This window comes from Mesorhizobium sp. P2_C4 (assembly GCF_056404575.1).
In genome coordinates, this window is the sequence record NZ_JBFUDT010000006.1 from 138759 (window position 1) to 159939 (window position 21181).

Sequence of the window (21181 nt, forward strand, 5' to 3'; positions counted from 1 at the left end):
TGACCGACTAGACCGGCCGCACCAAAACGTGTTTTTTCTTGCCGAGCGACAGCTTTACGACGTTTTCCGGACTCAGATCCTGAAGTGTCACCACCCGGCGATCGTCGGACACCGGCTGGTCGTTCAGGCGCACCGCGCCACCCTGTATGTGCCGCCGTGCCTCGCCGTTGGAACCAGCCAATCCGGCGGTGACGAACAGCGACAGGATGCCGATGCCGGCTTCCAGTGCTGCCTTGCCCACCTCGACGGTCGGCAGTGTTTCGGCGGTCACGCCTTCCTCGAAGGTCTTGCGTGCCGTTTCACTGGCCTGCTCCGCCGCCTCGCGGCCGTGCAGCATGGCGGTGATCTCGGTGGCGAGCACCTTCTTGGCGTCGTTGATCTCGGAACCGCCCAACGCTGCCAGGCGCGCGACCTCGTCCAGGGCCAGCGTCGTGTAGAGTTTCAGGAAGCGGCCGACATCGGCGTCCTCGGTGTTGCGCCAGTACTGCCAGAATTCGTAGGGGCTCAGCATCTCGGCATCAAGCCAGACCGCGCCTGACGCCGACTTGCCCATCTTGGCGCCCGACGAGGTGGTGAGCAGCGGCGTGGTCAGAGCGTAAAGCTGCGCGTTTTCCATACGATGGCCAAGATCGATGCCGTTGACGATGTTGCCCCATTGGTCGGAGCCGCCCATCTGCAGCCGGCAGCCCAGACGCTTGTAGAGTTCGACGAAGTCGTAGGCCTGCAGGATCATGTAGTTGAATTCGAGGAACGACAGCGACTGCTCGCGGTCGAGCCTGAGCTTGACCGAATCGAAGGCGAGCATGCGGTTGACGGAAAAGTGCCGGCCGACGTCGCGAAGAAAATTGACGTAGTTGATCTCCATCAGCCAGTCGGCGTTGTTGATCATGACGGCGTCGCCCGCGCCGCTGCCGAATTTGAGGTAGGGCGCGAAATTGCGGCGGATGCCGGCCAGATTGCCCTCGATATCCTGCGGCGTCAGAAGCTTGCGCGCCTCGTCCTTGAAGGACGGATCGCCGATCATCGAGGTGCCGCCGCCCATCAGGGCGATCGGCCGATGGCCGGTCTGCTGCAGCCAGTGCAGCATCATGATCTGGATCAGCGACCCGGCGTGCAGGCTCTTGGCGGTTGCGTCGAAGCCGATATAGGCGCTCACCGTCTCCTTGGCGAAAAGCTGGTCGAGGCCGGCATCATCCGACGTCTGGTGGATGAAACCGCGCTCGCTCATCGTGCGCAGGAAATCGGATTTGAAGGCGGACATTTTTTCTTCCTGAAAGCGCCCGGTTTGAACGGCCAAGCGTGATATGAACGCGGGCGTTTAGCATCCGCGCGCGTTTTGCAAAAGTGGTTTCCGGTTTTCCGATGCCGGTGGCGACTGCGACCACTGCCGCGCGAGCTTGCTTCATCGTTTCGGCTGGCGTAATGAGGCGCCGCGCCAACGGGTTCCTTGCAGCCTTCGATCCGCTGGAACGGCACCGCACGGCATCCCTCAAATGCCATATCCTGTGACAGAGCCCGACGCGACATATGCCGGACGCATTGATATCCATCGTCATTCCTTGCCGCAACGAAGCGGCGAACCTGCCGCTGCTGATCGACGAGATCGAAGCCGCCATGGCCGGGCGCGATTTCGAAATCATAATCGTCAATGACGGCTCGACCGACGATACCGCTTCGGTGCTTGCCGCCGAGGCGGCCAAGCGCCCGTTTCCGCTGCGCCATCTCAGGCACCAGAAATCTGCCGGCCAGTCGCTTTCGGTGCGCTCGGGCGCCTGGGCGGCGCACGGCGCCATCGTCGCCACCATCGATGGCGATGGTCAGAACGATCCAAAGTACATTCCGGTGCTGGTCGATGCCTTGCGGCAGGCAGGCCCCGATTTTGGTGCGGCGCAAGGCCAGCGGCTGAAGCGCCGCGACAGCAAGATCAAGCAGCTGGCGTCGCGTTTCGCCAACTGGCTGCGCGGTGCCATCCTGCATGACGACACCCGCGACACCGGCTGCGGCCTGAAGGCCATCCACACCGACATCCTCAGGAAATTGCCGTTCTTCGACGGCACCCACCGCTTTGTTCCGGCGCTGGTCATCCAGGAAGGGTATCGCGTCGTTCACTGCGACGTCGTCGACCGCTCTCGCCGCCACGGCAAGTCGAATTACGGGATTTTCGATCGCGGCCTGCAAGGCGCACTCGATCTTGGCGGTGTCTGGTGGCTGCGCCGCCGGCGCCGCAGAATGCCAAAAACAGAGGAAATCAGGCATGGCTAACGTGCTTCAGGAACTGGCAACCTGGCTCCACCAGGTTTTCATCAAACAGTTCGATGCCTGGATTCTGCTTGGCTTCGTCGCCCAGTTCTTCTTCACCATGCGCTTCGTCGTGCAGTGGCTCGCCTCGGAAAAGGCCAAGCGCAGCGTCGTCCCGGTCGCCTTCTGGTTCTTTTCGCTGTTCGGCGGTGGCCTGCTGCTGATCTACGCCATCGTGCGCCAGGATCCGGTGTTCATCGCCGGCCAGGCCATGGGCATGCTGATCTATGTCAGAAATCTCTGGCTGATCGCCAATGAGCGCAAGGCGGCAGCCATGACTAAGGTCGATTGAGTCACATCAAGAGAATGACCGGAGAGGCTGAGACATGGCGTTGAACAGGAATCATATCCTTCTCTTCCTGTTCAGCCTGGTGATGTCTCTTTCGGGGCTGGCGTCTATGCCGCCGATCGATCGCGACGAGCCGCGCTTCGTCCAGGCCACTAAGCAGATGGTCGAAACCGGCGACTATGTCGACATCCGCTTCCAGGACGCCTCACGCTACCAGAAGCCGATCGGCATCTACTGGCTGCAATCGGCGGCCGTGGCGCTGAGCGGCGAGGGGGCTGCTGCACCGATCTGGGTGTATCGCCTGGTCTCGGCACTGGGCATTGCCATCGCCGTTGTCGGCATCGCCTGGACCGGCGCCAATCTTTTCGGAGCCAATGCCGGCATCGCCGCCGGGCTGATGATGGCGGCGATTTTCGCCACGGCCTTCGAGGGCCGTGACGCCAAGACCGACGCCATGCTGTTGGCCTGCTGCGTTCTGGCGCAAGGCGCGCTGGCGCAGATTTATGTGGCCTCGCGCCGCAACCAGCCTGTCGCCGGCCATTTGCCGTGGATTTTCTGGATCGCCCAGGGCGCGGCCATTCTGATCAAGGGGCCGATCGCGCCGCTGTTGTCGGCTCTGACCATCGTCACACTGGTCGCCTTCGAACGCGACTGGCGCTGGCTGTCAAAGCTGAAAGCCGCGCGCGGCCTGGCGCTGGCGGCATTGATCGTGCTGCCCTGGATCGCGCTCATCACCTGGAAAAGCCATGGCGCTTTCCTGCAGCAGGCGGTCGGCAAGGACATGATCGGCAAGGTCGCGTCGGGCGAGGAATCGCATGGCCTGCCGCCCGGCTTCTACATGCTGACCTATTCGCTGTTCATGTGGCCGTTCGGCCTGATTGCGGTCGGTGCAGGGCTGCAGGCGCTCAACCGCCTGCGCGACGACCCGCGCCTGCGCTTCTGCCTCACCTGGTACATTCCGTTCTGGCTGGTGTTCGAACTGATCCCGACAAAGCTGCCGCACTATGTCATGCCGGCCTATCCCGGCATGGCGCTGCTGATCGGCTGGCTTCTGACATTGCAGCCGCAAGACGCGAACGCCCCGCTTAAACGCTGGCAGAATTGGCTGTGGTGGTCGACCGCCTTCGGCCTTGCCGTGGTCAGCCTGGGATTGGCGGCGGTCTGCGTCGGCGCGCCGATCTATCTCACCCACACTTTCTCATGGTGGAGCATTCCGGCTGCCGCGGCCGCGCTCGGCGCCGGTTACTTCGCCTTTTCGCGGCAATTGCAAGTGTCGCTCAGCCGCATCGGTGTGACAGCGGCTTGCGCCGGCATCGCCTATGGACTGCTGTTCGGCGTCATCGCGCCTTCGCTGAAGCCGATCTGGCTGAGCCCGGCGATCGAGGCCGCGGTTCGCGCCAACCGTCCCTGCGACACGACTGTGCTCGCCTCGGCGGAGTATCACGAGCCGAGCCTGGTGTTCCTGGTGGGCACGAAGACTGTGCTGACCGACGTCGACGGCGTCGCCAAACATCTGCTTGCCGATCCTGCCTGCGCGCTGGCGCTGGCGCCGATCGGCGACGAGCAGAAGCTGAACGGATTGCTGGCGGAGCAAGGCAAATCGGCGAACCGCGTCGCCCTGATCGACGGCCTCAACTTTTCGTCGGGAGACAAACTGTCGCTCGGCCTCTATCGTGTGGTCCAATGACGGCTGCAGGGTCGAATTCCCAATGCTGGTGAAATCGCGCTCTTCCGTGTCCGCCGCACTGCTTGCGGTGCCCGGACGATCCCTTGGCAATTTTCGCGATACCTTGCAGATCGCCAGAAGGCGCTTTGCCGTTCGTCCGGCCAGGTATCCGAACATCCTCTGGTCGGTCTGGCTCCTGGTCTGGATCTTTCTGACGGCTGCGGCCTTTGTTCGCCTCGACACGCCAGCAGGCGTGCTGCGGGACCAGTGGTCACCCGGCTTCGTTCAGGTCGCAGACTTCTTCACCCAGTTCGGCCTCGGTGGCTGGTATCTCATTCCCGCTGCGCTTTTGCTCGTCGCCGCCAACCTGACCGATTGGCGAAGCCTTTCCCGGCAATGGCTGATGCTTGCCTATAACTGGACCTGCCTGGCCTTTCTGGTGCTGAGCGCGGTCGGCCTGTCCGGCCTGACCGTCAATGCGCTGAAATATGCGATCGGCCGGGCCCGGCCGATGTATTTCCACGATTTCGGGGTGCTGTCGCTGCATCCCTTTGCCTTTGATGCGCGTTTCGCAGGCTTCCCGTCGGGCCATGCCACGACGATGGGCGCTGTGTTCGGGATCGCGCTGCTGTTGTTTCCGAAACGCTGGTACATCGCACTGGCGATCACCGCATGCATCGCGTCGACCAGGGTTTTCGTCGGCGCGCACTATCCGAGCGACACCGTCGCCGGCTTCGGTCTCGGCTGCGCCTTTGCGCTTGGCTCGGCACTGGTTTTTGCCCGGCTGGGGTTCGTCTTCCGCGTGATGCCGTCGGGATTGCCGGTCCGCAAGGACACATTCAGACTGACACGGTTTGGCCAGGCAAAGCGGGCCAACAGCTAGAGGCTAGTTGCCGTCCAATCCGCCGTAGGATCTCACGAGTTTCGCCATGTCGGGCGAATGGGGGTCTTCGCTTTCGAGCCCCTCGGCGACGCCGGCGCGGTCGGCGACCGGTCGGTTCTGGCTGACCTTCCACTTGCCGTGGATCTCGCTGATTTCGATTTCCAGTCCGATGATGCCCTTGATCTGCGACTGGATGAAGGGCGCCGGCGCATCGGTCACCGCCCAGGGCGCGTCGCGCCTACCTTCCTGCGACGCCGTCAGCTCGGCAATCTGCTGCGCCAGCCAGGCCTGGTCGTCGATCACCTTGACGGTGCCGCGCACCTGGACGATGGCGTAATTCCAGGTCGGCACCACCTTGCCGGTCTCGCGCTTGGTCTCGTACCAGGACGGCGTCACATAGGCGTCGCTGCCCTGGAACACGACCAGCACCGGCGATGCCGGATTGTCGGCCAGCAGGCGCCATTGCGGATTGGCCTTCGCCAGATGCGCGCGCAGCCTGCCGTTCGGCGGCAGGTCTTCATTAAGCCCGGAGGGGGCATCGAGCAGGAACGGGATGGCGTTGGCGACCGGCCCCTCGGTTCCATTGGAAATCAACAGCCCCAGCGGATGGGTCCGGATCAGTCCGTGCAGGACTTCCGGCCGCGTTTCCACGAAATGAGGAGGTTGGTACATCGCCGTCCGTTGAACCTTCTATCTCAAACGCTTCGGCCGCGGATCGGACAACTCGCCGGCGAGCCGGCGGTCGAGATAATCCGCACATTCTTCCAGCAGCAGGTCGGCATCATTGGAGAAGAAATGGTTGGCGCCGGGCAAGGTCTTCTGGGTAATGGTGATGCCCTTTTGCGTGTGCAGCTTGTCGACCAGGCCCTGAACATCCTTCGGCGGCGCCACCTTATCGGCATCGCCATGAATGATCAGGCCGGACGACGGGCAGGGCGCCAGGAACGAAAAGTCATAGGTGTTGGGCTGCGGCGCGATCGAGATGAAGCCTTCGATCTCCGGTCGGCGCATCAAAAGCTGCATGCCGATCCACGAACCGAACGAGTAACCGGCAACCCAGCAGCTCTTTGAATCCGGGTGCAGCGACTGCACCCAGTCAAGCGCGGCGGCGGCGTCGGACAGTTCGCCAGTGCCGTGGTCGAATTCGCCCTGGCTGCGGCCGATGCCGCGGAAATTGAAGCGAAGCGTGGTGAAATCGCGCTTCTGGAACATGTAGAAGAGGTCGTAGACGATCTTGTTGTTCATCGTGCCGCCGAACTGCGGGTGCGGGTGCAGGACGATGGCAATCGGCGCGCTCTTTTCTTTGGAAGGCTGGTAGCGACCCTCCAGGCGACCGGCCGGACCGGTGAAAATGACCTCAGGCATAAAATACTCCACTTGGCATATGAATGCGCGGCGCCCGGAACAACTCTTTCCTCTGGCCTTGACGCAGGGCGAGCGTCTTCTTAGAAGCTAGTTTAGAATTGTTCAAAACTGGGTGGCCAAAACGTAGTGGCTCGGCCGCCCGCGCCGCAAGCCGCGTAAATAGGACGGCTTGCCTTGCAATTTCAAGGAAATAACGCGCTATCCTCGCTGAATGGCTTTTGACGGGACCGATTGAACGAAAATGGCCGCAACACGCGCCTATCTCGACTACAATGCCAGTGCGCCGCTGCTTGCCGTAGCGCGCGCGGCCATGATTGCTGCGCTCGACATTGCCGCCAACCCGTCATCGGTCCACGCCGAGGGCCGCGCGGCGCGCCGCCTGATCGAGAATGCCAGGCGCGATGTCGCGGCGTTGGTCGGTGCAAAACCCGAGCATGTCGTGTTCACCTCCGGGGCGACGGAAGCCGCCTCGACGCTGCTGACACCGAACTGGCAGATGGGACGTGGCGCTATCCGCATGAGCCATCTCTATGTCTGCGCGGCTGACCATCCTTGCCTGCTGAATGGCGGGCGTTTCCCGGCAGACGGGGTGACGCGGATCGGCGTCGACGCCGACGGCATCGCTGATCTCGACGCTTTGGCCGCGGCTCTCTCGGCGCATGATAAAGCCGACGGCCTGCCGCTGGTGGCGATCCATGCCGCCAACAACGAGACCGGCGTCATCCAGCCGGTCGGGCGGATCGCCGAAATCGTCAAGGCGGCGGGCGGCATCCTGATCATCGACGCGGTGCAGGCGGTGGGCCGCATTCCGCTCGATATGTCAGCGGGTTACGCCGATTATTTGATTGTCTCTTCGCACAAGATCGGCGGCCCCAAGGGCGTCGGCGCCATCGTTGCCGCCGCGGATCTGATGATGCCAAAGCCGCTGATCAATGGCGGCGGCCAGGAAAAGGGCCATCGTGGCGGCACCGAAAACCTTGCCGGCATCGTCGGTTTTGGCACTGCTGCGCGCGAAGCCCTCGCCGGATTGCAGAGCATCGATGCGGTCGGTCGCCGGCGCGATGAGGTCGAGGCCATTCTGAAAATGCTGGTGCCGGACGCCGAAATCTTTGGAACCGGCGCGCCAAGGCTTGCCAACACGACATTCTTCGCTATTGCGGGCATCAAGGCCGAGACGGCGCAGATCGCCTTCGATCTGGCCGGCGTGGCGCTGTCGGCGGGATCCGCCTGTTCGTCGGGCAAGGTCGGGCCGAGCCATGTGCTCAAGGCGATGGGCTACGGCGACAGCCTTGGTGCTTTGCGAGTGTCCATAGGGCACGCAACCAGCGCCGGCGACATCGAGATGTTTCGCACCGCGCTGACGGCGATCGCCGCGCGCCGGGCGAACCGGGAAGAAGCCGCCTGAGCGTGGCAAAAATGAATTCAGGCCTTTTGGCCTGGTAGAGCCGTGCGTTTCAGGGTGGCCGGGTGAATTTCCGGTCGAAACGCACTATATGGAACTTACGCCGCCTCGGAGCGCCATGGGCGCTCATTGCCGGTGCCATAGTTTGAAAACTGTCGGGCCTTGACCCCGGCGTGGATGGAGAACGCTTATGCCTGCTGTGCAGGACACGATCGATCGGGTTCGAAAGATCGACGTCGACCAGTATAAATACGGATTCCAGACCGAAATCGCGATGGACAAGGCCCCCAAGGGCCTGAGCGAAGACATCATCCGTTTCATTTCGGCCAAGAAGGACGAGCCGTCCTGGATGCTGGAATGGCGTCTGGAAGCTTATCGCCGCTGGCTGACGCTGGATGAGCCGACCTGGGCGCGCGTCCACTATCCGAAGATCGATTTCCAGGACATCTATTTCTACGCGGCGCCCAAGAGCACGCCCGGCCCGACTTCTCTGAGCGACGTCGATCCCGAACTGCTGAAGGTCTATGAAAAACTCGGCATTCCGCTGCGGGAACAGGAAATCCTCGCCGGCGTGCAGAAGACCGACGTGTCGGAATTCGAAGAAGCCAGCGACAATGTCTACAAGTCGGGCCGCGTCGCCGTCGACGCGGTGTTCGATTCCGTCTCCGTCGTCACCACCTTCAAGAAGGAGCTGGCGCAGGCCGGCGTCATCTTCTGCTCGATCTCGGAAGCGATCCGCGAGCACCCGGAACTGGTGAAGATGTATCTCGGCTCGGTCGTGCCGACCTCCGACAATTACTACGCCACACTGAACTCCGCCGTGTTCACCGACGGCTCCTTCGTCTTCGTGCCCAAGGGCGTGCGTTGCCCGATGGAACTTTCGACCTATTTCCGCATGAACGAGAAGAACACCGGCCAGTTCGAGCGCACGCTGATCATCGCCGAGGAGGGGGCATACGTCTCCTATCTCGAAGGCTGCACGGCGCCACAGCGCGACGAGAACCAGCTGCACGCCGCGGTCGTCGAACTGGTGGCGCTCGATGATGCCGAGATCAAATATTCGACGGTGCAGAACTGGTACCCCGGCGACGCCGAGGGCAAGGGCGGCATCTACAATTTCGTCACCAAGCGCGGCGACTGCCGTGGCGACCGTTCGAAGATTTCGTGGACGCAGGTCGAAACCGGCTCGGCCATCACTTGGAAATACCCGAGCTGCATCCTGCGCGGTGACGATTCCTCAGGCGAGTTCTATTCGATCGCCGTGTCGAACGGCTATCAGCAGGTCGACAGCGGCACCAAGATGATCCATCTCGGCAAGAACACGTCGAGCCGCATCATCTCCAAGGGCATTGCCGCCGGCTTCTCGCAGAACACCTATCGCGGCCAGGTCTCGGCGCACCGCAAGGCGACCAACGCCCGCAACTTCACCAACTGTGACTCGCTGCTGATCGGCGACCAGTGCGGCGCGCACACAGTGCCCTACATGGAAGCCAAGAACTCGACGGCGCAGTTCGAGCACGAGGCGACGACCTCGAAGATTTCCGAGGACCAGAAGTTCTACGTCATGCAGCGCGGCATTCCCGAAGAAGAGGCGATCGCGCTGATCGTCAACGGCTTCGTCAAGGATGTCATCCAGCAGTTGCCGATGGAGTTCGCGGTCGAGGCGCAGAAGCTGATCGGTATAAGCCTCGAGGGCTCGGTCGGCTGACCGGAAAGATATTCAGGAAAGAAAAGAATGCTTGAGATCAAGAACCTGCATGCCCGCATCGTCGATGACGGCACGGAAATCATTCGCGGCCTGAACCTGACGGTGAAAGCCGGCGAGGTCGCCGCCATCATGGGCCCGAACGGTTCGGGAAAATCGACGCTGTCCTACATCCTCGCCGGCCGCGAGGACTACGAGGTCACCGAAGGCGACATCCTCTACAACGGCCATTCGATCCTGGAAATGGATCCGGCCGAGCGCGCCACGGCGGGCATCTTCCTCGCCTTCCAGTATCCGATGGAGATACCGGGCGTGGCGACGATGGAATTTTTGAAAGTGGCGATGAACGAGCAGCGCAAGGCGCGCGGCGAGGACCCGCTGAAGATTCCGGAATTCATCAAGCGCGTGAAGGAAGCGGCGGCTTCGCTCAACATGGACATGGCGATGCTGAAGCGGCCGCTCAATGTCGGCTTCTCCGGCGGCGAGAAGAAGCGCGCCGAGATCCTGCAGATGAAGCTGCTGGAGCCGAAGCTGTGCGTGCTCGACGAGACCGATTCAGGCCTCGACATCGACGCGCTGAAGATCGTCTCGGACGGCGTCAACGCGCTGCGCTCGCCCGACCGCGCCATTGTCGTCATCACCCACTACCAGCGCCTGCTCGAACACATTGTGCCGGACAGCGTGCACGTCCTTTACAAGGGGCAGGTCATCAAGTCGGGCGACAAATCGCTGGCGCTCGACCTCGAAGCCAATGGCTACGCCGGTGTGATCGGCGAAGCCGCGTGAGATGCCAGAGGCGAAGCTGATGAACATGCATTCGACACCCCAGCGCACGCAGGCCGAAACGGCGCTGATCGACGCTTTTGGCGAGCGGCTGTCGCTGTTGCCCGGTGACGGCGCGGTGATGCTGAAGCGCGACGACGCCATCGAGGCGATCAAGAGCGGCCTGCCGACGCGGCGCATCGAATCCTGGCACTACACGGATTTGCGCCGCCTGCTGACGTTGGTTCCTGATTTCGATCCCGCGGCCAAGACCAAGGCCATTGCGCCGATCGTTGACGGTTCGGCCGTCCTGGCGATCCTCAACGGCGTGTCGGGCACGAAGCTCCCTGTCTTCGACGGCGTCACCGTGCAACGCCTTTCAGAAAAACTGACTGACGGCAGCATCGCGCCGGGGCTCGATTCCTATGGCAGCGATGATGCCATCGGCGCCCTGAACACTGCCTTTGTTGCCGACGGCTATTTTGTCGACATCGCCGACGGCGCTCAGCTGGACAAGCCGATCGAGCTGCAGAACCTGCAGGCCGGCGGCCAGACCCATGTGCGCCTGGCCGTCCGCGTCGGCACCGGGGCCAAGGCAAGCATCGTCGAGCGCCAGACCGGCGAGGGTGCGGCACTGGTGAGCTCGGTCAGCCAGCTTGTGCTGGGCGAAGGCGCCGACGTCACCTGGCTGATCGTCCAGGAGCAGCCGGAAACGGCCACGCATCTGGCCCAGTTCAAGGCGCATCTCGGCAAGAATTCGAAGCTGACGGTGTTCTTCATGAATGCCGGCGGCAAGCTGGTGCGCCAGGAGATCGTGGTCAAGACGACAGGCGAAGGCGCCGACTTCACCTTGCGCGGCATCAACCTTCTGGCCGGCGACACGCATACCGACGTGACCATGGTGCTCGACCATGCCGTGCCGCACACGACGTCGACGGAAGTGATCCGCAATGTGGTGACAGGGCGGGCGCGCGGCGTGTTCCAGGGCCGCATCAACGTCCACCAATACGCGCAGAAGACCAACGCCAAGATGGCCTGCAACACGCTGCTTTTGTCGGATGATGGCGAGTTCTCGACCAAGCCGGAGCTGGAAATCTTCGCCGACGACGTCGTCTGCGGCCATGGCGCGACGGTCACCGAGATCGATCACAACCATCTGTTCTATCTGATGGCGCGCGGCGTCGACGAGAAGTCGGCCCGCGGCCTGCTGGTCAAGGCGTTCGTCGCCGAGGTGATCGAAGAACTGAAGGACGAGGCCATTGTCGACGCGCTGGAAGCACGGCTCGACGACTGGTTTTTGACACACGGGTGAACCGATGAACGCACCGGGCAAGATCGGAGATTTCTACGACGTCGAGGCGATCCGCCGCGACTTTCCGATCCTGTCGCGGGAAGTCTACGGCAAGCCGCTGGTCTATCTCGACAATGGCGCCTCGGCGCAGAAGCCGCAAGCGGTACTGGACGCCATTCAGCACGCCTATTCCCAGGAATATGCCAACGTCCATCGCGGCCTGCATTTCCTCTCCAATGCGGCGACCGACGCCTATGAGAAGGCACGCGAGACGGTGCGCCGTTTCCTCAACGCGCCGAGCACCGACAACATCGTCTTCACCTCGAACACGACCGCGGCCATCAACACCGTTGCTTACGGTTATGGCATGCCCAACATCGGCGCGGGCGACGAGATCGTGCTGTCGATCATGGAGCACCATTCCAACATCGTGCCGTGGCATTTCATCCGCGAACGCCAGGGCGCCAAGCTGGTCTGGGTGCCGGTCGATGATCTCGGCGTCTTCCACATCGAGGAATTCGGAAAGCGCCTGACCGACCGCACCAAGCTGGTCGCCATCACCCAGATGTCGAATGCGCTGGGCACGGTGACGCCGATCAAGGACATCGTCCGCATCGCGCATGCGCGTGGAATTCCCGTACTCGTCGACGGCAGCCAGAGCGCCGTGCACATGCCGATCGACGTGCAGGATCTCGACTGCGACTTCTTCGTCTTCACCGGCCACAAGGTCTACGGTCCCTCTGGCATCGGCGTGCTCTACGGCAAGAAGGATAGTCTCGCAGGCATGCGGCCCTTCATGGGTGGTGGTGAGATGATCGAGGAGGTGACGGAAGACATCGTCACCTACAACGACCCGCCGCACCGTTTTGAAGCCGGCACGCCGCCGATCGTGCAGGCGATCGGGCTGGGCGCTGCACTCGACTATATGGAAAAGATCGGCCGCGAGCGCATCGCAGCCCACGAGGCCGATTTAAAGGAATATGCGCATGAGCGGCTGCGCGCCATCAACTCGCTGCGCATCTTTGGCGACGCGCCGGGCAAAGGCGCCATCATCTCTTTCGAGCTTCAGGGCATTCACGCCCATGATGTGTCGATGGTGATCGATCGGCAGGGTGTTGCGGTGCGTGCCGGCACCCATTGCGCCCAGCCGCTGTTGAAACGCTTCGGCGTAACCTCCACATGCAGGGCATCGTTCGGCATGTATAATACCAGGGCTGAAGTCGACGCTTTGGCCGAAGCGCTCGAAAAAGCGCGAAAGTTCTTCGGGTGACGATCATGGATGACGCTAGCCACACCACCGAGACCGCGCCGGAAACGGCCATCAACCCGCTGGTTTCCGCCTCGACCATTCCCGCCGATGAACTGGCGCGGCTGACCGACGACATCGTCTCGGCGCTGAAGACGGTCTTCGACCCGGAAATTCCGGCCGACATCTACGAACTCGGCCTGATCTACAAGATCGACATCGAGGACAACCGCGCCGTCAAGATCGACATGACCCTGACCGCGCCCGGCTGCCCTGTCGCCGGCGAGATGCCCGGCTGGGTGGAAAATGCCGTCGGCGCCGTCGAAGGCGTTTCCGGCGTCGAGGTCAACATGACCTTCGACCCGCCCTGGTCGCCCGACCGCATGTCGGAAGAAGCGCAGGTGGCAGTGGGCTGGTATTGAGGCGGTCAGGCTGGCGCCCTTGCGTCGGGTAGAAAGGTTCACCATTTTAGGTGAGGAATCATTCGGCAGGCCTTGAACCTGCACGGAATGGAGAGAGAAAAGAATGGGACGCTTCGCCGTCATCACGATGACCGAAAAGGCCGCCGACCGGGTGCGCGAGATCGTTGCTACCCGCGACAATGCGCATGGCATTCGCCTCGGCATCAAGAAGGGCGGCTGCGCCGGCATGGAATACACGGTCGACCTGGTGACCGAGCCCAACACCAAGGACGACCATATCGAGCGCGACGGCGCCCACGTCTATGTCGCGCCGGAAGCAGCACTCTTCCTGTTCGGCACGCAGATGGATTTCGAGCAGACGACGCTGCGCACCGGCTTCACCTTCCACAACCCGAACCAGAGCTCGGCCTGCGGCTGCGGCGAATCCGTCGAACTGAAGCCGGCCGACCTGAAGGCCTTGGCTGAAGCACGCGAGTCGGCCTGAGCTTCCCTTCGCCCCGTTTACGGGGACAAGGTGGCCCGAAGGGCCGGATGAGGGGCAGCGCCTACCTCTCCAAAGCTAGTGCCGCCCCTCATCTGCCTGCCGGCGTTCGTCATTCGAAAAGCCAAGCAATTGGCTTTTCGTCCGCTGCGCGGACCACTCCTCACCTCCCCGTAGAACGGGGAGAAGCACCCTACTTCACCCACATCCCGGTTCGCTTGTGCCAGTCGGCAATCGATTCCTCGGGGTAGACGTCGAAAATCTTGTCACCCTTGCCGATCGCCGGCTCGACCCAGGTCGCCTTGTATTTCAGCATGATGTGTACCTTTTCGGGTGGCTCGGGCAGGTCGCTGTCGACCGCCGAGGCAAAGGGATGCACCAGCTCAGGCCAGGTCGGATCGTAGAGCCAAAGTGCTGATCCGCATTTCTTGCAGAAATTGCGCTCGCCTGACGAGACGTCGCGCTGCGGGTGCTCGTCGTCCTCGATCTCGGCCCGGTAGACGCCGAGACTGCGCTTGCCCTCGATTTTCAGCGTCTCGTAGTCGGCGCCGAGATTGATGGCGAAACCGCCGCCGCCCTGTTGCTTGCGGCAGATCGAGCAGTAGCACAGCATGAACGGCGCCGGCGTGTGGCTCTCCACCTCGAAGCGCACGGCGTTGCAGCGGCAGGACCCTTTGAGCAGAAGCGGCATGAAAGAACTCCGACGAATTTCGTTCTCAACCTGTCAGCATGGTTTTGGTTGCGGCGATGACAAGTCCGAATCGCGATGACATGATCGCGGTATGGACAATGAACGCATCGCCGAACTTTTCGAAGGACTCGGCCCGGTCAGCATCCGAAAACTGTTCGGCGGCAAGGGCATCTATTTCGACGGCGTCATCGTCGCCATCGTGCTGCGCGGCGAACTGAAGCTGAAGGCGGACGCCGAAAGCGCCCCCGACTTCGAAGCCGCCGGCTGCCAGCAATGGACCTATACCGGCTCGCGACACGGCAAGCTCGTGTCGATGCCCTACTGGAGCATTCCCGACAGCGCCTTCGACGATCCCGACGAGATGAGGGTCTGGGCGCGCCGGGCGTACGAGGCGGGACGGCGGGCGGGGAAGTAATCGCCTAAAGCGCCTTCGCAATCTTCGCCGCCAGCCGAGCATTGTTTTCGACCAGCGCAATGTTGGTCTTCAAACTCCGACCGCCAGTCAGTTCGAGGATTTTCCCCAGCAGGAACGGCGTCACCGCCTTGCCGGTCACATTCAGCGCCTCGGCGGCCTTCTGCGCCGCCTCGATGTAGCCGGCCATCTCTTCGGCCGGAATTTCGTCATCCTGCGGCACAGGATTGGCGATCAGCATGCCGCCGCTCAAGCCGAGCGCAGCCCGAGTCTTGTAGAAATGCGCGATCTCGTCCGCGCCACGCAAGGTCAGCGGCGCACGGAACGGCGAATGCCGCGACCAGAAGGCCGGCATGGTCTCGCAGCCATGGCCGACCACCGGCACGCCGCGCGTCTCCAGCACTTCCAGCGTCTTTTCGATGTCGAGGATCGCCTTGGCGCCGGCCGAGACGACGATGACCGGCGTGCGTGCCAGTTCGTCGAGATCGGCGGAGATATCGAAGCTCTTTTCGGCGCCTTTGTGCACGCCGCCGATGCCGCCGGTGGCAAACACATTGATGCCGACCATATGCGCCGCGATCATGGTGGCGGCGACCGTGGTGCCGCCGGTGCGGCCTTCGGCGACGGCGAAGCCCAGGTCGGCGCGGGAAAGCTTCATGGCGTCACCGGTCATAGCGAGAGACTCGCGTTCGCCGTCGGAAAGGCCGATCTTGATGCGGCCGGCAACCACGGCGATCGTCGCCGGCACCGCGCCGCCATCGACAATGATCTTCTCGACATTGGCCGCCATGGCGCCATTGTCGGGGTAGGGCATGCCGTGGGTGATGATGGTGCTTTCCAGCGCCACCACCGGGCGCCCAGTGGCTAGCGCCTGCGCCACCGGCGGATGGATGTCGATGAAGGGGCGGGCGGTTTCCGGGGTCATGATGGTCTCCGATCTGCAGTGTCGCGCGTCCACATGGACCGCGCGCAACAACAATTCGCCGGTCTCATGCCACTTCCTGTGCATCCGGCACAAGGGCCAGCGCTTCGGCAAAACTCGCCGCCGTGAAGGCCGGCACTGCGTCGGCGCTTTCGATGGCAAGCGTCGCCGCCGCCACACCTTCGCGCAGCGCTTCACGCAAGGGCAGGCCGCGCAGCAGGGCGGCGACCGTAGCGCCGGCCAGCGCGTCGCCAGCGCCGGTGACGTCGGCGATTCTTCTCGGGGCAGGGGGCACGATTGTGAAAAGGCCGCTTTCGTCAAAACCCAGCACCCGGCCACCGCCCGCCGTCACCACGCCGTTCTTGAGGCCGACGCGCCTCAGGCCGTCGACCAGGCCTCGCTCTGTGGCATCGGTGTTTGCCCCGGCCAGCGCTATCGCCTCGCGCCGGTTCATGAACAGCAGTGCCAGCGCGCCGAGCACTGGTATCAGCCGCACAACCTTGGCTGGCGAGATGGCGATGGCGAAGAGCGGCTTGCTGCCAGCCAGCGCCACCAGCCGCTCCAGTGCCGTCGACGGAAGATTGGCGTCACACAGGATCGCATCGGCTGAGCCGATCACCTCGCGCACCTTGGAGCGGCGGATCTGCTTGGGAAACGCCAGGTCATACAGTGCCATGTCGGCAAAGCCGACGATCAGCTCACCGTCGCGGTCGAGCAACGCGGTGTAGCTCGGCGTCGTGCGGTCGAGGAACACCGCCGACAGATCGGCAATGCCGGCCTTGGCGATGGCAGAAGACACCGTATCGGCAGCCGCATCGCCACCACGCACCGAAAGCAGCGAAGCCGAGACGCCGCGCCGCACGATGCTGCGCAGCGCGTTGAAGACGCCGCCGCCAACATCCTCGCGCATCGTGCCCGGGTTGGACGCTGCCGGCACATAAGCGCCGGAAACCTGGCCGCGCCGGTCGATATGGGCGCCGCCCACGGCCAATATTTTTGCCGATTTCACCATGCGGGCGATATGACCTTTGTTATTCCAGCCGCACAAGCGCTAGGCTGTGCGACGGAGCTTCGCAGGCAAGCCAGCGATTCGGCGGATCGGAACAACCGGACCGCCTGGCCCAATGCAGGATGCATCTGGAAACGGAACCCTGAGACAAAAATAGAACAAATCCAGATATCGTTTGTTTTTCAGATATTTGATACCCCTTGCCAAACAAGAACAAAAAAGGTACAAACTGGGGCAGGGATCACGGATTGTCCGGCCTTCATTGACGACCAAGGGGTGATGTATCATGGCTCAGAATTCTTTGCGGCTTGTAGAGGACAAAGCGGTGGACAAATCAAAGGCTCTGGATGCGGCGCTGTCGCAAATCGAGCGCGCCTTCGGCAAGGGCTCGATCATGCGACTTGGCGCCAATGAGCAGGTCGTCGAGATCGAGACTGTGCCCACGGGTTCGCTTGGCCTCGACATCGCGCTTGGCGTCGGTGGCCTGCCGCGCGGCCGCATCGTCGAGATTTACGGGCCGGAAAGCTCGGGCAAGACGACGCTGGCCCTGCACACGGTGGCCGAAGCCCAGAAGAAGGGCGGCATCTGCGCCTTCGTCGATGCCGAGCACGCGCTCGATCCGGTCTATGCCCGCAAGCTGGGCGTCGATCTCGAAAATCTGCTGATCTCACAGCCGGACACCGGCGAGCAGGCGCTGGAGATTTGCGACACGCTGGTGCGCTCCGGCGCCATCGACGTGCTGGTGGTCGATTCGGTGGCGGCGCTGACGCCGCGCGCTGAAATCGAGGGTGAGATGGGCGATTCGCTGCCGGGCCTGCAGGCCCGCCTGATGAGCCAGGCGCTGCGCAAGCTGACCGCTTCGATCTCGCGCTCCAACACCATGGTCATCTTCATCAACCAGATCCGCATGAAGATCGGCGTCATGTTCGGTTCGCCCGAGACTACGACCGGCGGCAACGCGCTGAAATTCTATGCTTCGGTGCGCCTCGACATCCGCCGCATCGGTTCGGTCAAGGACCGCGACGAGGTCGTCGGCAACCAGACCCGCGTCAAGGTGGTCAAGAACAAGCTGGCGCCGCCCTTCAAGGTGGTCGAATTCGACATCATGTATGGCGAAGGCGTGTCGAAGACCGGCGAGCTGGTCGATCTCGGCGTCAAGGCCGGCGTGGTCGAAAAGTCGGGCGCCTGGTTCTCCTACAATTCGCAGCGTCTCGGCCAGGGCCGCGAAAATGCAAAACTGTTCCTGCGCGACAATCCCGACACGGCGCGCGAGATCGAGCTGGCGCTGCGGCAGAATGCCGGACTGATCGCCGAGAAGTTCCTCGAAAATGGCGGTCCTGAGCGTGGCGAAGACGACGGCTTCGAGGAAGAATCCGGCGCCATGTAGGATGCGGGCAATCCCCGCCCGGGTTTTTCTTGAGTTCGCGTATCCCGATTGAGTTTGCGTATCGATGGGTTTCAAACCGCCGGCCTTGAGCCGGCGGTTTTGTGTTTTGGCGGCGCCGCAGGGCTGGGTTCGACTGGCCCGCAAAGCCCGTGATTTGTACCATCCCGTGTTTCTGGACAGGCTGCGGTGTGACCGCTAAAAGGCCAAGTCCGTCTTCCAAGGGCGAAAGTCTATTTTCCGCCGGGCTGACCGGCGGCTCTCCTAGAAAAGGCAGCATTCATGAGTGGCGTGAACGAGATCCGGTCGACATTTCTCGACTACTTCCGCAAGGAGGGTCACGAGGTCGTCGCGTCGAGCCCGCTGGTGCCGCGCAACGATCCGACGCTGATGTTCACCAATGCCGGCATGGTGCAGTTCAAGAACGTCTTCACCGGTCTTGAGAAGCGGCCCTATTCGCGCGCCTCGACCGCCCAGAAGAGCGTTCGCGCCGGCGGCAAGCACAACGACCTCGACAATGTCGGCTACACCGCGCGCCACCTGACCTTCTTCGAGATGCTCGGCAATTTCTCCTTTGGCGACTATTTCAAGGAGCGCGCCATCGAGCTTGCCTGGAACCTGATCACCAAGGAATTCGGGCTGGACAAGGACAAGCTGCTGGTCACCGTCTATCACACGGACGACGAAGCGGCCGGCTTCTGGAAGAAGATCGCCGGCTTCTCCGACGACCGCATCATTCGCATCGCGACCTCGGACAATTTCTGGGCGATGGGTGACACCGGGCCGTGCGGGCCGTGCTCGGAGATCTTCATCGACCGTGGCGAGCACATCTGGGGCGGCCCTCCCGGCAGCCCGGAAGAGGATGGCGACCGCTTCCTCGAATTCTGGAACCTGGTGTTCATGCAGTATGAGCAGGTGACGAAGCTGGAGCGCATCGACCTGCCGCGCCCGTCTATCGACACTGGCATGGGCCTGGAGCGCATGGCGTCGATCCTGCAGGGGGTTGAAAGCGTCTTTGAGACCGATCTGTTCCACCATCTGATCGATGTGGCGTCGTCCGCCATCGGCCGTGGTCCCGACAAGGAGACGGTCGCGTCGTTCCGCGTCATTGCCGATCATCTGCGTTCGTCCTCCTTCCTGGTGGCTGATGGCGTGCTGCCATCGAACGAAGGCCGTGGCTACGTGCTGCGCCGCATCATGCGCCGCGCCATGCGCCATGCGCAGTTGCTCGGTGCCCATGAACCGCTGATGTGGAAGCTGGTGCCGGCGCTGGTGCGCGAGATGGGCCAAGCCTATCCGGAACTGGTTCGCGGCGAACAGTTGATCACCGAAACGCTGAAGCTCGAGGAAACCAGGTTTCGCAAGACGCTGGTGCGCGGCCTCGGCTTGCTTTCGGAGGCGACGGAAACGCTCGGTGCCGGCGACATGCTGGACGGCGAGACCGCTTTCAAGCTCTACGACACCTATGGCTTCCCGCTCGATCTGACGCAGGATGCGCTGCGCCAGCGCAACATCTCGGTCAATCTTGCCGGCTTCACCGAGGCGATGGAGCGGCAGAGGGCCGAGGCACGCAAGCATTGGGCCGGTTCCGGCGACGCGGCGACCGAGACAGTCTGGTTCTCGGTACGCGAACAGACCGGCGCCACCGAGTTCCTCGGCTACGAGACCGAACAGGCGGAAGGCCTCATCCAGGCGCTTGTCAGGGATGGCAAGACCATGGACAGCGCCGGCAAGGGCGAGGCGGTTGCCGTCGTCGTCAATCAGACGCCGTTCTATGCCGAGTCCGGTGGCCAGATGGGCGACACCGGCACTATCTCGGGCGAAGGGTTCTCGATCGAGATCTCCGATACGCAGAAGAAGGCCGATGGGCTGTTCGTCCATCTCGGCAAGGTGGCCAGCGGCACCGTCAAGACCGGCGCGACCGTCGAGCTCAAGGTCGACCATGCGCGCCGCTCCAGGCTGCGCGCCAATCATTCCGCGACGCATCTGATTCATGAGGCGCTGCGCGAAGTGCTGGGCACCCACGTCGCGCAGAAGGGCTCGCTGGTCGCGCCCGAGCGGCTGCGCTTCGACATCTCGCACAACAAGCCGATTTCGCCGGAGGATCTCGAAGAGGTCGAGCGCATGGCCAACGAGATCGTTGTCCAGAATAGCCCGGTGACGACGCGCCTGATGTCGGTCGACGACGCCATCGCCGAGGGCGCCATGGCGCTGTTCGGCGAGAAATACGGCGATGAAGTCCGCGTCGTGTCGATGGGCACCGGCGTGCATGGCGCCAAGGCCAACCGGCCCTATTCGGTCGAGCTTTGCGGCGGCACCCATGTCAGGGCGACCGGCGATATCGGTCTGGTGCGTGTCGTCTCCGACAGCGCGGTCGCCGCCGGCGTGCGCCGCATCGAGGCGCTGACCGGCGAAGCCGCCAGAAAATACCTCGATGAGCAGGATCGCCGGCTGAAAGCGGCGGCGGCGACGCTGAAGATCTCGCCGGCCGATGTGCCGGCACGTGTCGAAGCGCTGCTCGACGAGCGCAAGAAACTCGAGAAGGAACTGACCGAGGCGCGCAAGAAGCTGGCGCTGGGTGGGGGTGCTGCGGCCGGTGCGCCGGCCGAAAACGAAACCGTCGCCGGTGTCGGCTTCCTCGGCAAGGCGGTTTCCGGTGTCTCGCCGAAGGATTTGAAGCCGCTGGCTGATGCCGGCAAGTCGTCTCTCGGCTCCGGCGTGGTGGTTTTCGTCGGCGCCGGCGAAGACAACAAGGCGAGCGTCGTGGTCGCGGTCACCGATGACCTCCTCGGCCGCTTCAGCGCCGTCGACCTGGTGCGCGTGGCCTCCGCCGCCTTGGGCGGGCAGGGTGGCGGTGGCCGGCCTGATATGGCCCAGGCCGGTGGCCCCGATGCCTCCAAGGCCGCCGATGCGATCGCCGCTGTAAAGGCTGCGCTCGAAGCAGCCTAGCGTC

20 protein-coding genes are annotated in these 21181 nt (G+C 62.9%); 14 read left to right on the forward strand and 6 right to left on the reverse strand.

Translation table 11 applies throughout. The features are described 5' to 3' along the window. Positions 1-7: 7 nt before the first annotated feature. The gene (gene tyrS / locus AC1DX6_RS22575; protein ID WP_477317411.1) at positions 8-1261 is read right to left on the reverse strand and encodes a tyrosine--tRNA ligase; all 1254 of its coding nucleotides are present in this window, start codon (positions 1259-1261) and stop codon (positions 8-10) included. Positions 1262-1527: 266 nt separating this feature from the next. Between tyrS and AC1DX6_RS22580 the strand changes: the two genes are divergently transcribed. Genes AC1DX6_RS22580 through AC1DX6_RS22595 form a run of 4 tightly spaced genes read left to right on the forward strand, consistent with a single transcriptional unit; the run spans position 1528 to position 5136 of the window. Beyond that, a complete protein-coding gene (locus AC1DX6_RS22580) occupies positions 1528-2262 on the forward strand; it encodes a glycosyltransferase family 2 protein (protein ID WP_477317413.1) in 735 nt (244 codons plus the stop codon). Beyond that, positions 2255-2590: a lipid-A-disaccharide synthase N-terminal domain-containing protein gene (locus AC1DX6_RS22585; RefSeq protein WP_477317415.1), complete on the forward strand. Its 336-nt coding sequence runs from the start codon at positions 2255-2257 to the stop codon at positions 2588-2590. The genes AC1DX6_RS22580 and AC1DX6_RS22585 overlap by 8 nt, the downstream gene beginning before the upstream one ends. Before the next feature lie 34 nt (positions 2591-2624). After that, on the forward strand, positions 2625-4274 hold the full coding sequence (locus tag AC1DX6_RS22590) for an ArnT family glycosyltransferase (protein WP_477317417.1): 1650 nt from the start codon (positions 2625-2627) through the stop codon (positions 4272-4274). 22 nt (positions 4275-4296) lie between these two features. Next, complete coding sequence (locus AC1DX6_RS22595) at positions 4297-5136, forward strand: phosphatase PAP2 family protein (protein WP_477317419.1); 840 nt, start codon at positions 4297-4299, stop codon at positions 5134-5136. A gap of 3 nt (positions 5137-5139) precedes the next feature. On the opposite strand, the gene AC1DX6_RS22600 is transcribed toward AC1DX6_RS22595, so the two are convergent. After that, on the reverse strand, positions 5140-5808 hold the full coding sequence (locus AC1DX6_RS22600; protein ID WP_477317421.1) for an FMN-binding negative transcriptional regulator: 669 nt from the start codon (positions 5806-5808) through the stop codon (positions 5140-5142). 18 nt (positions 5809-5826) lie between these two features. Next, positions 5827-6501, reverse strand: a complete 675-nt coding sequence (locus AC1DX6_RS22605) for an alpha/beta hydrolase (RefSeq protein ID WP_013532163.1) — start codon at positions 6499-6501, stop codon at positions 5827-5829. Between the two features lie 241 nt (positions 6502-6742). Here AC1DX6_RS22605 and AC1DX6_RS22610 point away from each other — a divergent pair, with 241 nt between their 5' ends. The 7 genes from AC1DX6_RS22610 to sufA all read left to right on the forward strand — a co-directional run bounded on the left by AC1DX6_RS22610 (position 6743) and on the right by sufA (position 13813). Next, positions 6743-7906: a cysteine desulfurase family protein gene (locus AC1DX6_RS22610; protein WP_477317423.1), complete on the forward strand. Its 1164-nt coding sequence runs from the start codon at positions 6743-6745 to the stop codon at positions 7904-7906. A gap of 187 nt (positions 7907-8093) precedes the next feature. After that, entirely contained in the window at positions 8094-9611 is a 1518-nt protein-coding gene (gene sufB / locus AC1DX6_RS22615; protein WP_477317425.1) for a Fe-S cluster assembly protein SufB, read from the forward strand. 27 nt (positions 9612-9638) lie between these two features. After that, positions 9639-10394, forward strand: coding sequence for a Fe-S cluster assembly ATPase SufC (sufC, locus tag AC1DX6_RS22620; RefSeq protein ID WP_477317427.1), 756 nt, complete (start codon positions 9639-9641; stop codon positions 10392-10394). A gap of 19 nt (positions 10395-10413) precedes the next feature. Continuing rightward, positions 10414-11682: a Fe-S cluster assembly protein SufD gene (gene sufD, locus AC1DX6_RS22625; protein ID WP_477317429.1), complete on the forward strand. Its 1269-nt coding sequence runs from the start codon at positions 10414-10416 to the stop codon at positions 11680-11682. A gap of 4 nt (positions 11683-11686) precedes the next feature. After that, positions 11687-12931: a cysteine desulfurase gene (locus tag AC1DX6_RS22630; protein WP_477317431.1), complete on the forward strand. Its 1245-nt coding sequence runs from the start codon at positions 11687-11689 to the stop codon at positions 12929-12931. A 5-nt stretch (positions 12932-12936) separates the two neighbouring features. After that, positions 12937-13329 carry an SUF system Fe-S cluster assembly protein gene (locus AC1DX6_RS22635; RefSeq protein WP_477317433.1) on the forward strand — a complete coding sequence of 131 codons (393 nt, stop codon included), beginning with the start codon at positions 12937-12939 and terminating at the stop codon, positions 13327-13329. A gap of 103 nt (positions 13330-13432) precedes the next feature. Next, positions 13433-13813, forward strand: coding sequence for a Fe-S cluster assembly scaffold SufA (gene sufA, locus AC1DX6_RS22640; protein WP_477317435.1), 381 nt, complete (start codon positions 13433-13435; stop codon positions 13811-13813). Between the two features lie 190 nt (positions 13814-14003). On the opposite strand, the gene AC1DX6_RS22645 is transcribed toward sufA, so the two are convergent. Continuing rightward, a complete protein-coding gene (locus AC1DX6_RS22645) occupies positions 14004-14501 on the reverse strand; it encodes a GFA family protein (protein ID WP_477317437.1) in 498 nt (165 codons plus the stop codon). 91 nt (positions 14502-14592) lie between these two features. Between AC1DX6_RS22645 and AC1DX6_RS22650 the strand changes: the two genes are divergently transcribed. Beyond that, positions 14593-14916, forward strand: a complete 324-nt coding sequence (locus AC1DX6_RS22650) for a TfoX/Sxy family protein (RefSeq protein ID WP_477317439.1) — start codon at positions 14593-14595, stop codon at positions 14914-14916. Positions 14917-14920: 4 nt separating this feature from the next. On the opposite strand, the gene AC1DX6_RS22655 is transcribed toward AC1DX6_RS22650, so the two are convergent. Both AC1DX6_RS22655 and AC1DX6_RS22660 read right to left on the reverse strand, forming a co-directional pair. Then, entirely contained in the window at positions 14921-15838 is a 918-nt protein-coding gene (locus tag AC1DX6_RS22655) for a pseudouridine-5'-phosphate glycosidase (RefSeq protein WP_477317441.1), read from the reverse strand. A 64-nt stretch (positions 15839-15902) separates the two neighbouring features. Continuing rightward, on the reverse strand, positions 15903-16847 hold the full coding sequence (locus tag AC1DX6_RS22660; protein ID WP_477317443.1) for a carbohydrate kinase family protein: 945 nt from the start codon (positions 16845-16847) through the stop codon (positions 15903-15905). A 283-nt stretch (positions 16848-17130) separates the two neighbouring features. Here AC1DX6_RS22660 and recA point away from each other — a divergent pair, with 283 nt between their 5' ends. Then, positions 17131-18231 carry a recombinase RecA gene (gene recA / locus AC1DX6_RS22665; RefSeq protein WP_112561417.1) on the forward strand — a complete coding sequence of 367 codons (1101 nt, stop codon included), beginning with the start codon at positions 17131-17133 and terminating at the stop codon, positions 18229-18231. A gap of 279 nt (positions 18232-18510) precedes the next feature. Next, positions 18511-21177 (forward strand): alanine--tRNA ligase, encoded by a 2667-nt coding sequence (gene alaS, locus AC1DX6_RS22670; protein ID WP_477317445.1) that lies wholly within the window; start codon positions 18511-18513, stop codon positions 21175-21177. Positions 21178-21181: the final 4 nt, after the last annotated feature.

Coding starts and splice junctions, on each gene's coding strand:
- AC1DX6_RS22610 (WP_477317423.1), top strand. CDS start 6,743: ATGGCCGCAACACGCGCCTATCTCGACTACAATGCCAGTGCGCCGCTG.
- AC1DX6_RS22600 (WP_477317421.1), bottom strand. CDS start 5,808: ATGTACCAACCTCCTCATTTCGTGGAAACGCGGCCGGAAGTCCTGCAC.
- AC1DX6_RS22650 (WP_477317439.1), top strand. CDS start 14,593: ATGGACAATGAACGCATCGCCGAACTTTTCGAAGGACTCGGCCCGGTC.
- AC1DX6_RS22660 (WP_477317443.1), bottom strand. CDS start 16,847: ATGGTGAAATCGGCAAAAATATTGGCCGTGGGCGGCGCCCATATCGAC.
- AC1DX6_RS22605 (WP_013532163.1), bottom strand. CDS start 6,501: ATGCCTGAGGTCATTTTCACCGGTCCGGCCGGTCGCCTGGAGGGTCGC.
- AC1DX6_RS22635 (WP_477317433.1), top strand. CDS start 12,937: ATGGATGACGCTAGCCACACCACCGAGACCGCGCCGGAAACGGCCATC.
- sufA (WP_477317435.1), top strand. CDS start 13,433: ATGGGACGCTTCGCCGTCATCACGATGACCGAAAAGGCCGCCGACCGG.
- recA (WP_112561417.1), top strand. CDS start 17,131: ATGGCTCAGAATTCTTTGCGGCTTGTAGAGGACAAAGCGGTGGACAAA.
- AC1DX6_RS22585 (WP_477317415.1), top strand. CDS start 2,255: ATGGCTAACGTGCTTCAGGAACTGGCAACCTGGCTCCACCAGGTTTTC.
- alaS (WP_477317445.1), top strand. CDS start 18,511: ATGAGTGGCGTGAACGAGATCCGGTCGACATTTCTCGACTACTTCCGC.
- AC1DX6_RS22595 (WP_477317419.1), top strand. CDS start 4,297: ATGCTGGTGAAATCGCGCTCTTCCGTGTCCGCCGCACTGCTTGCGGTG.
- AC1DX6_RS22630 (WP_477317431.1), top strand. CDS start 11,687: ATGAACGCACCGGGCAAGATCGGAGATTTCTACGACGTCGAGGCGATC.
- sufD (WP_477317429.1), top strand. CDS start 10,414: ATGAACATGCATTCGACACCCCAGCGCACGCAGGCCGAAACGGCGCTG.
- AC1DX6_RS22590 (WP_477317417.1), top strand. CDS start 2,625: ATGGCGTTGAACAGGAATCATATCCTTCTCTTCCTGTTCAGCCTGGTG.
- sufB (WP_477317425.1), top strand. CDS start 8,094: ATGCCTGCTGTGCAGGACACGATCGATCGGGTTCGAAAGATCGACGTC.
- sufC (WP_477317427.1), top strand. CDS start 9,639: ATGCTTGAGATCAAGAACCTGCATGCCCGCATCGTCGATGACGGCACG.
- AC1DX6_RS22580 (WP_477317413.1), top strand. CDS start 1,528: ATGCCGGACGCATTGATATCCATCGTCATTCCTTGCCGCAACGAAGCG.
- tyrS (WP_477317411.1), bottom strand. CDS start 1,261: ATGTCCGCCTTCAAATCCGATTTCCTGCGCACGATGAGCGAGCGCGGT.
- AC1DX6_RS22655 (WP_477317441.1), bottom strand. CDS start 15,838: ATGACCCCGGAAACCGCCCGCCCCTTCATCGACATCCATCCGCCGGTG.
- AC1DX6_RS22645 (WP_477317437.1), bottom strand. CDS start 14,501: ATGCCGCTTCTGCTCAAAGGGTCCTGCCGCTGCAACGCCGTGCGCTTC.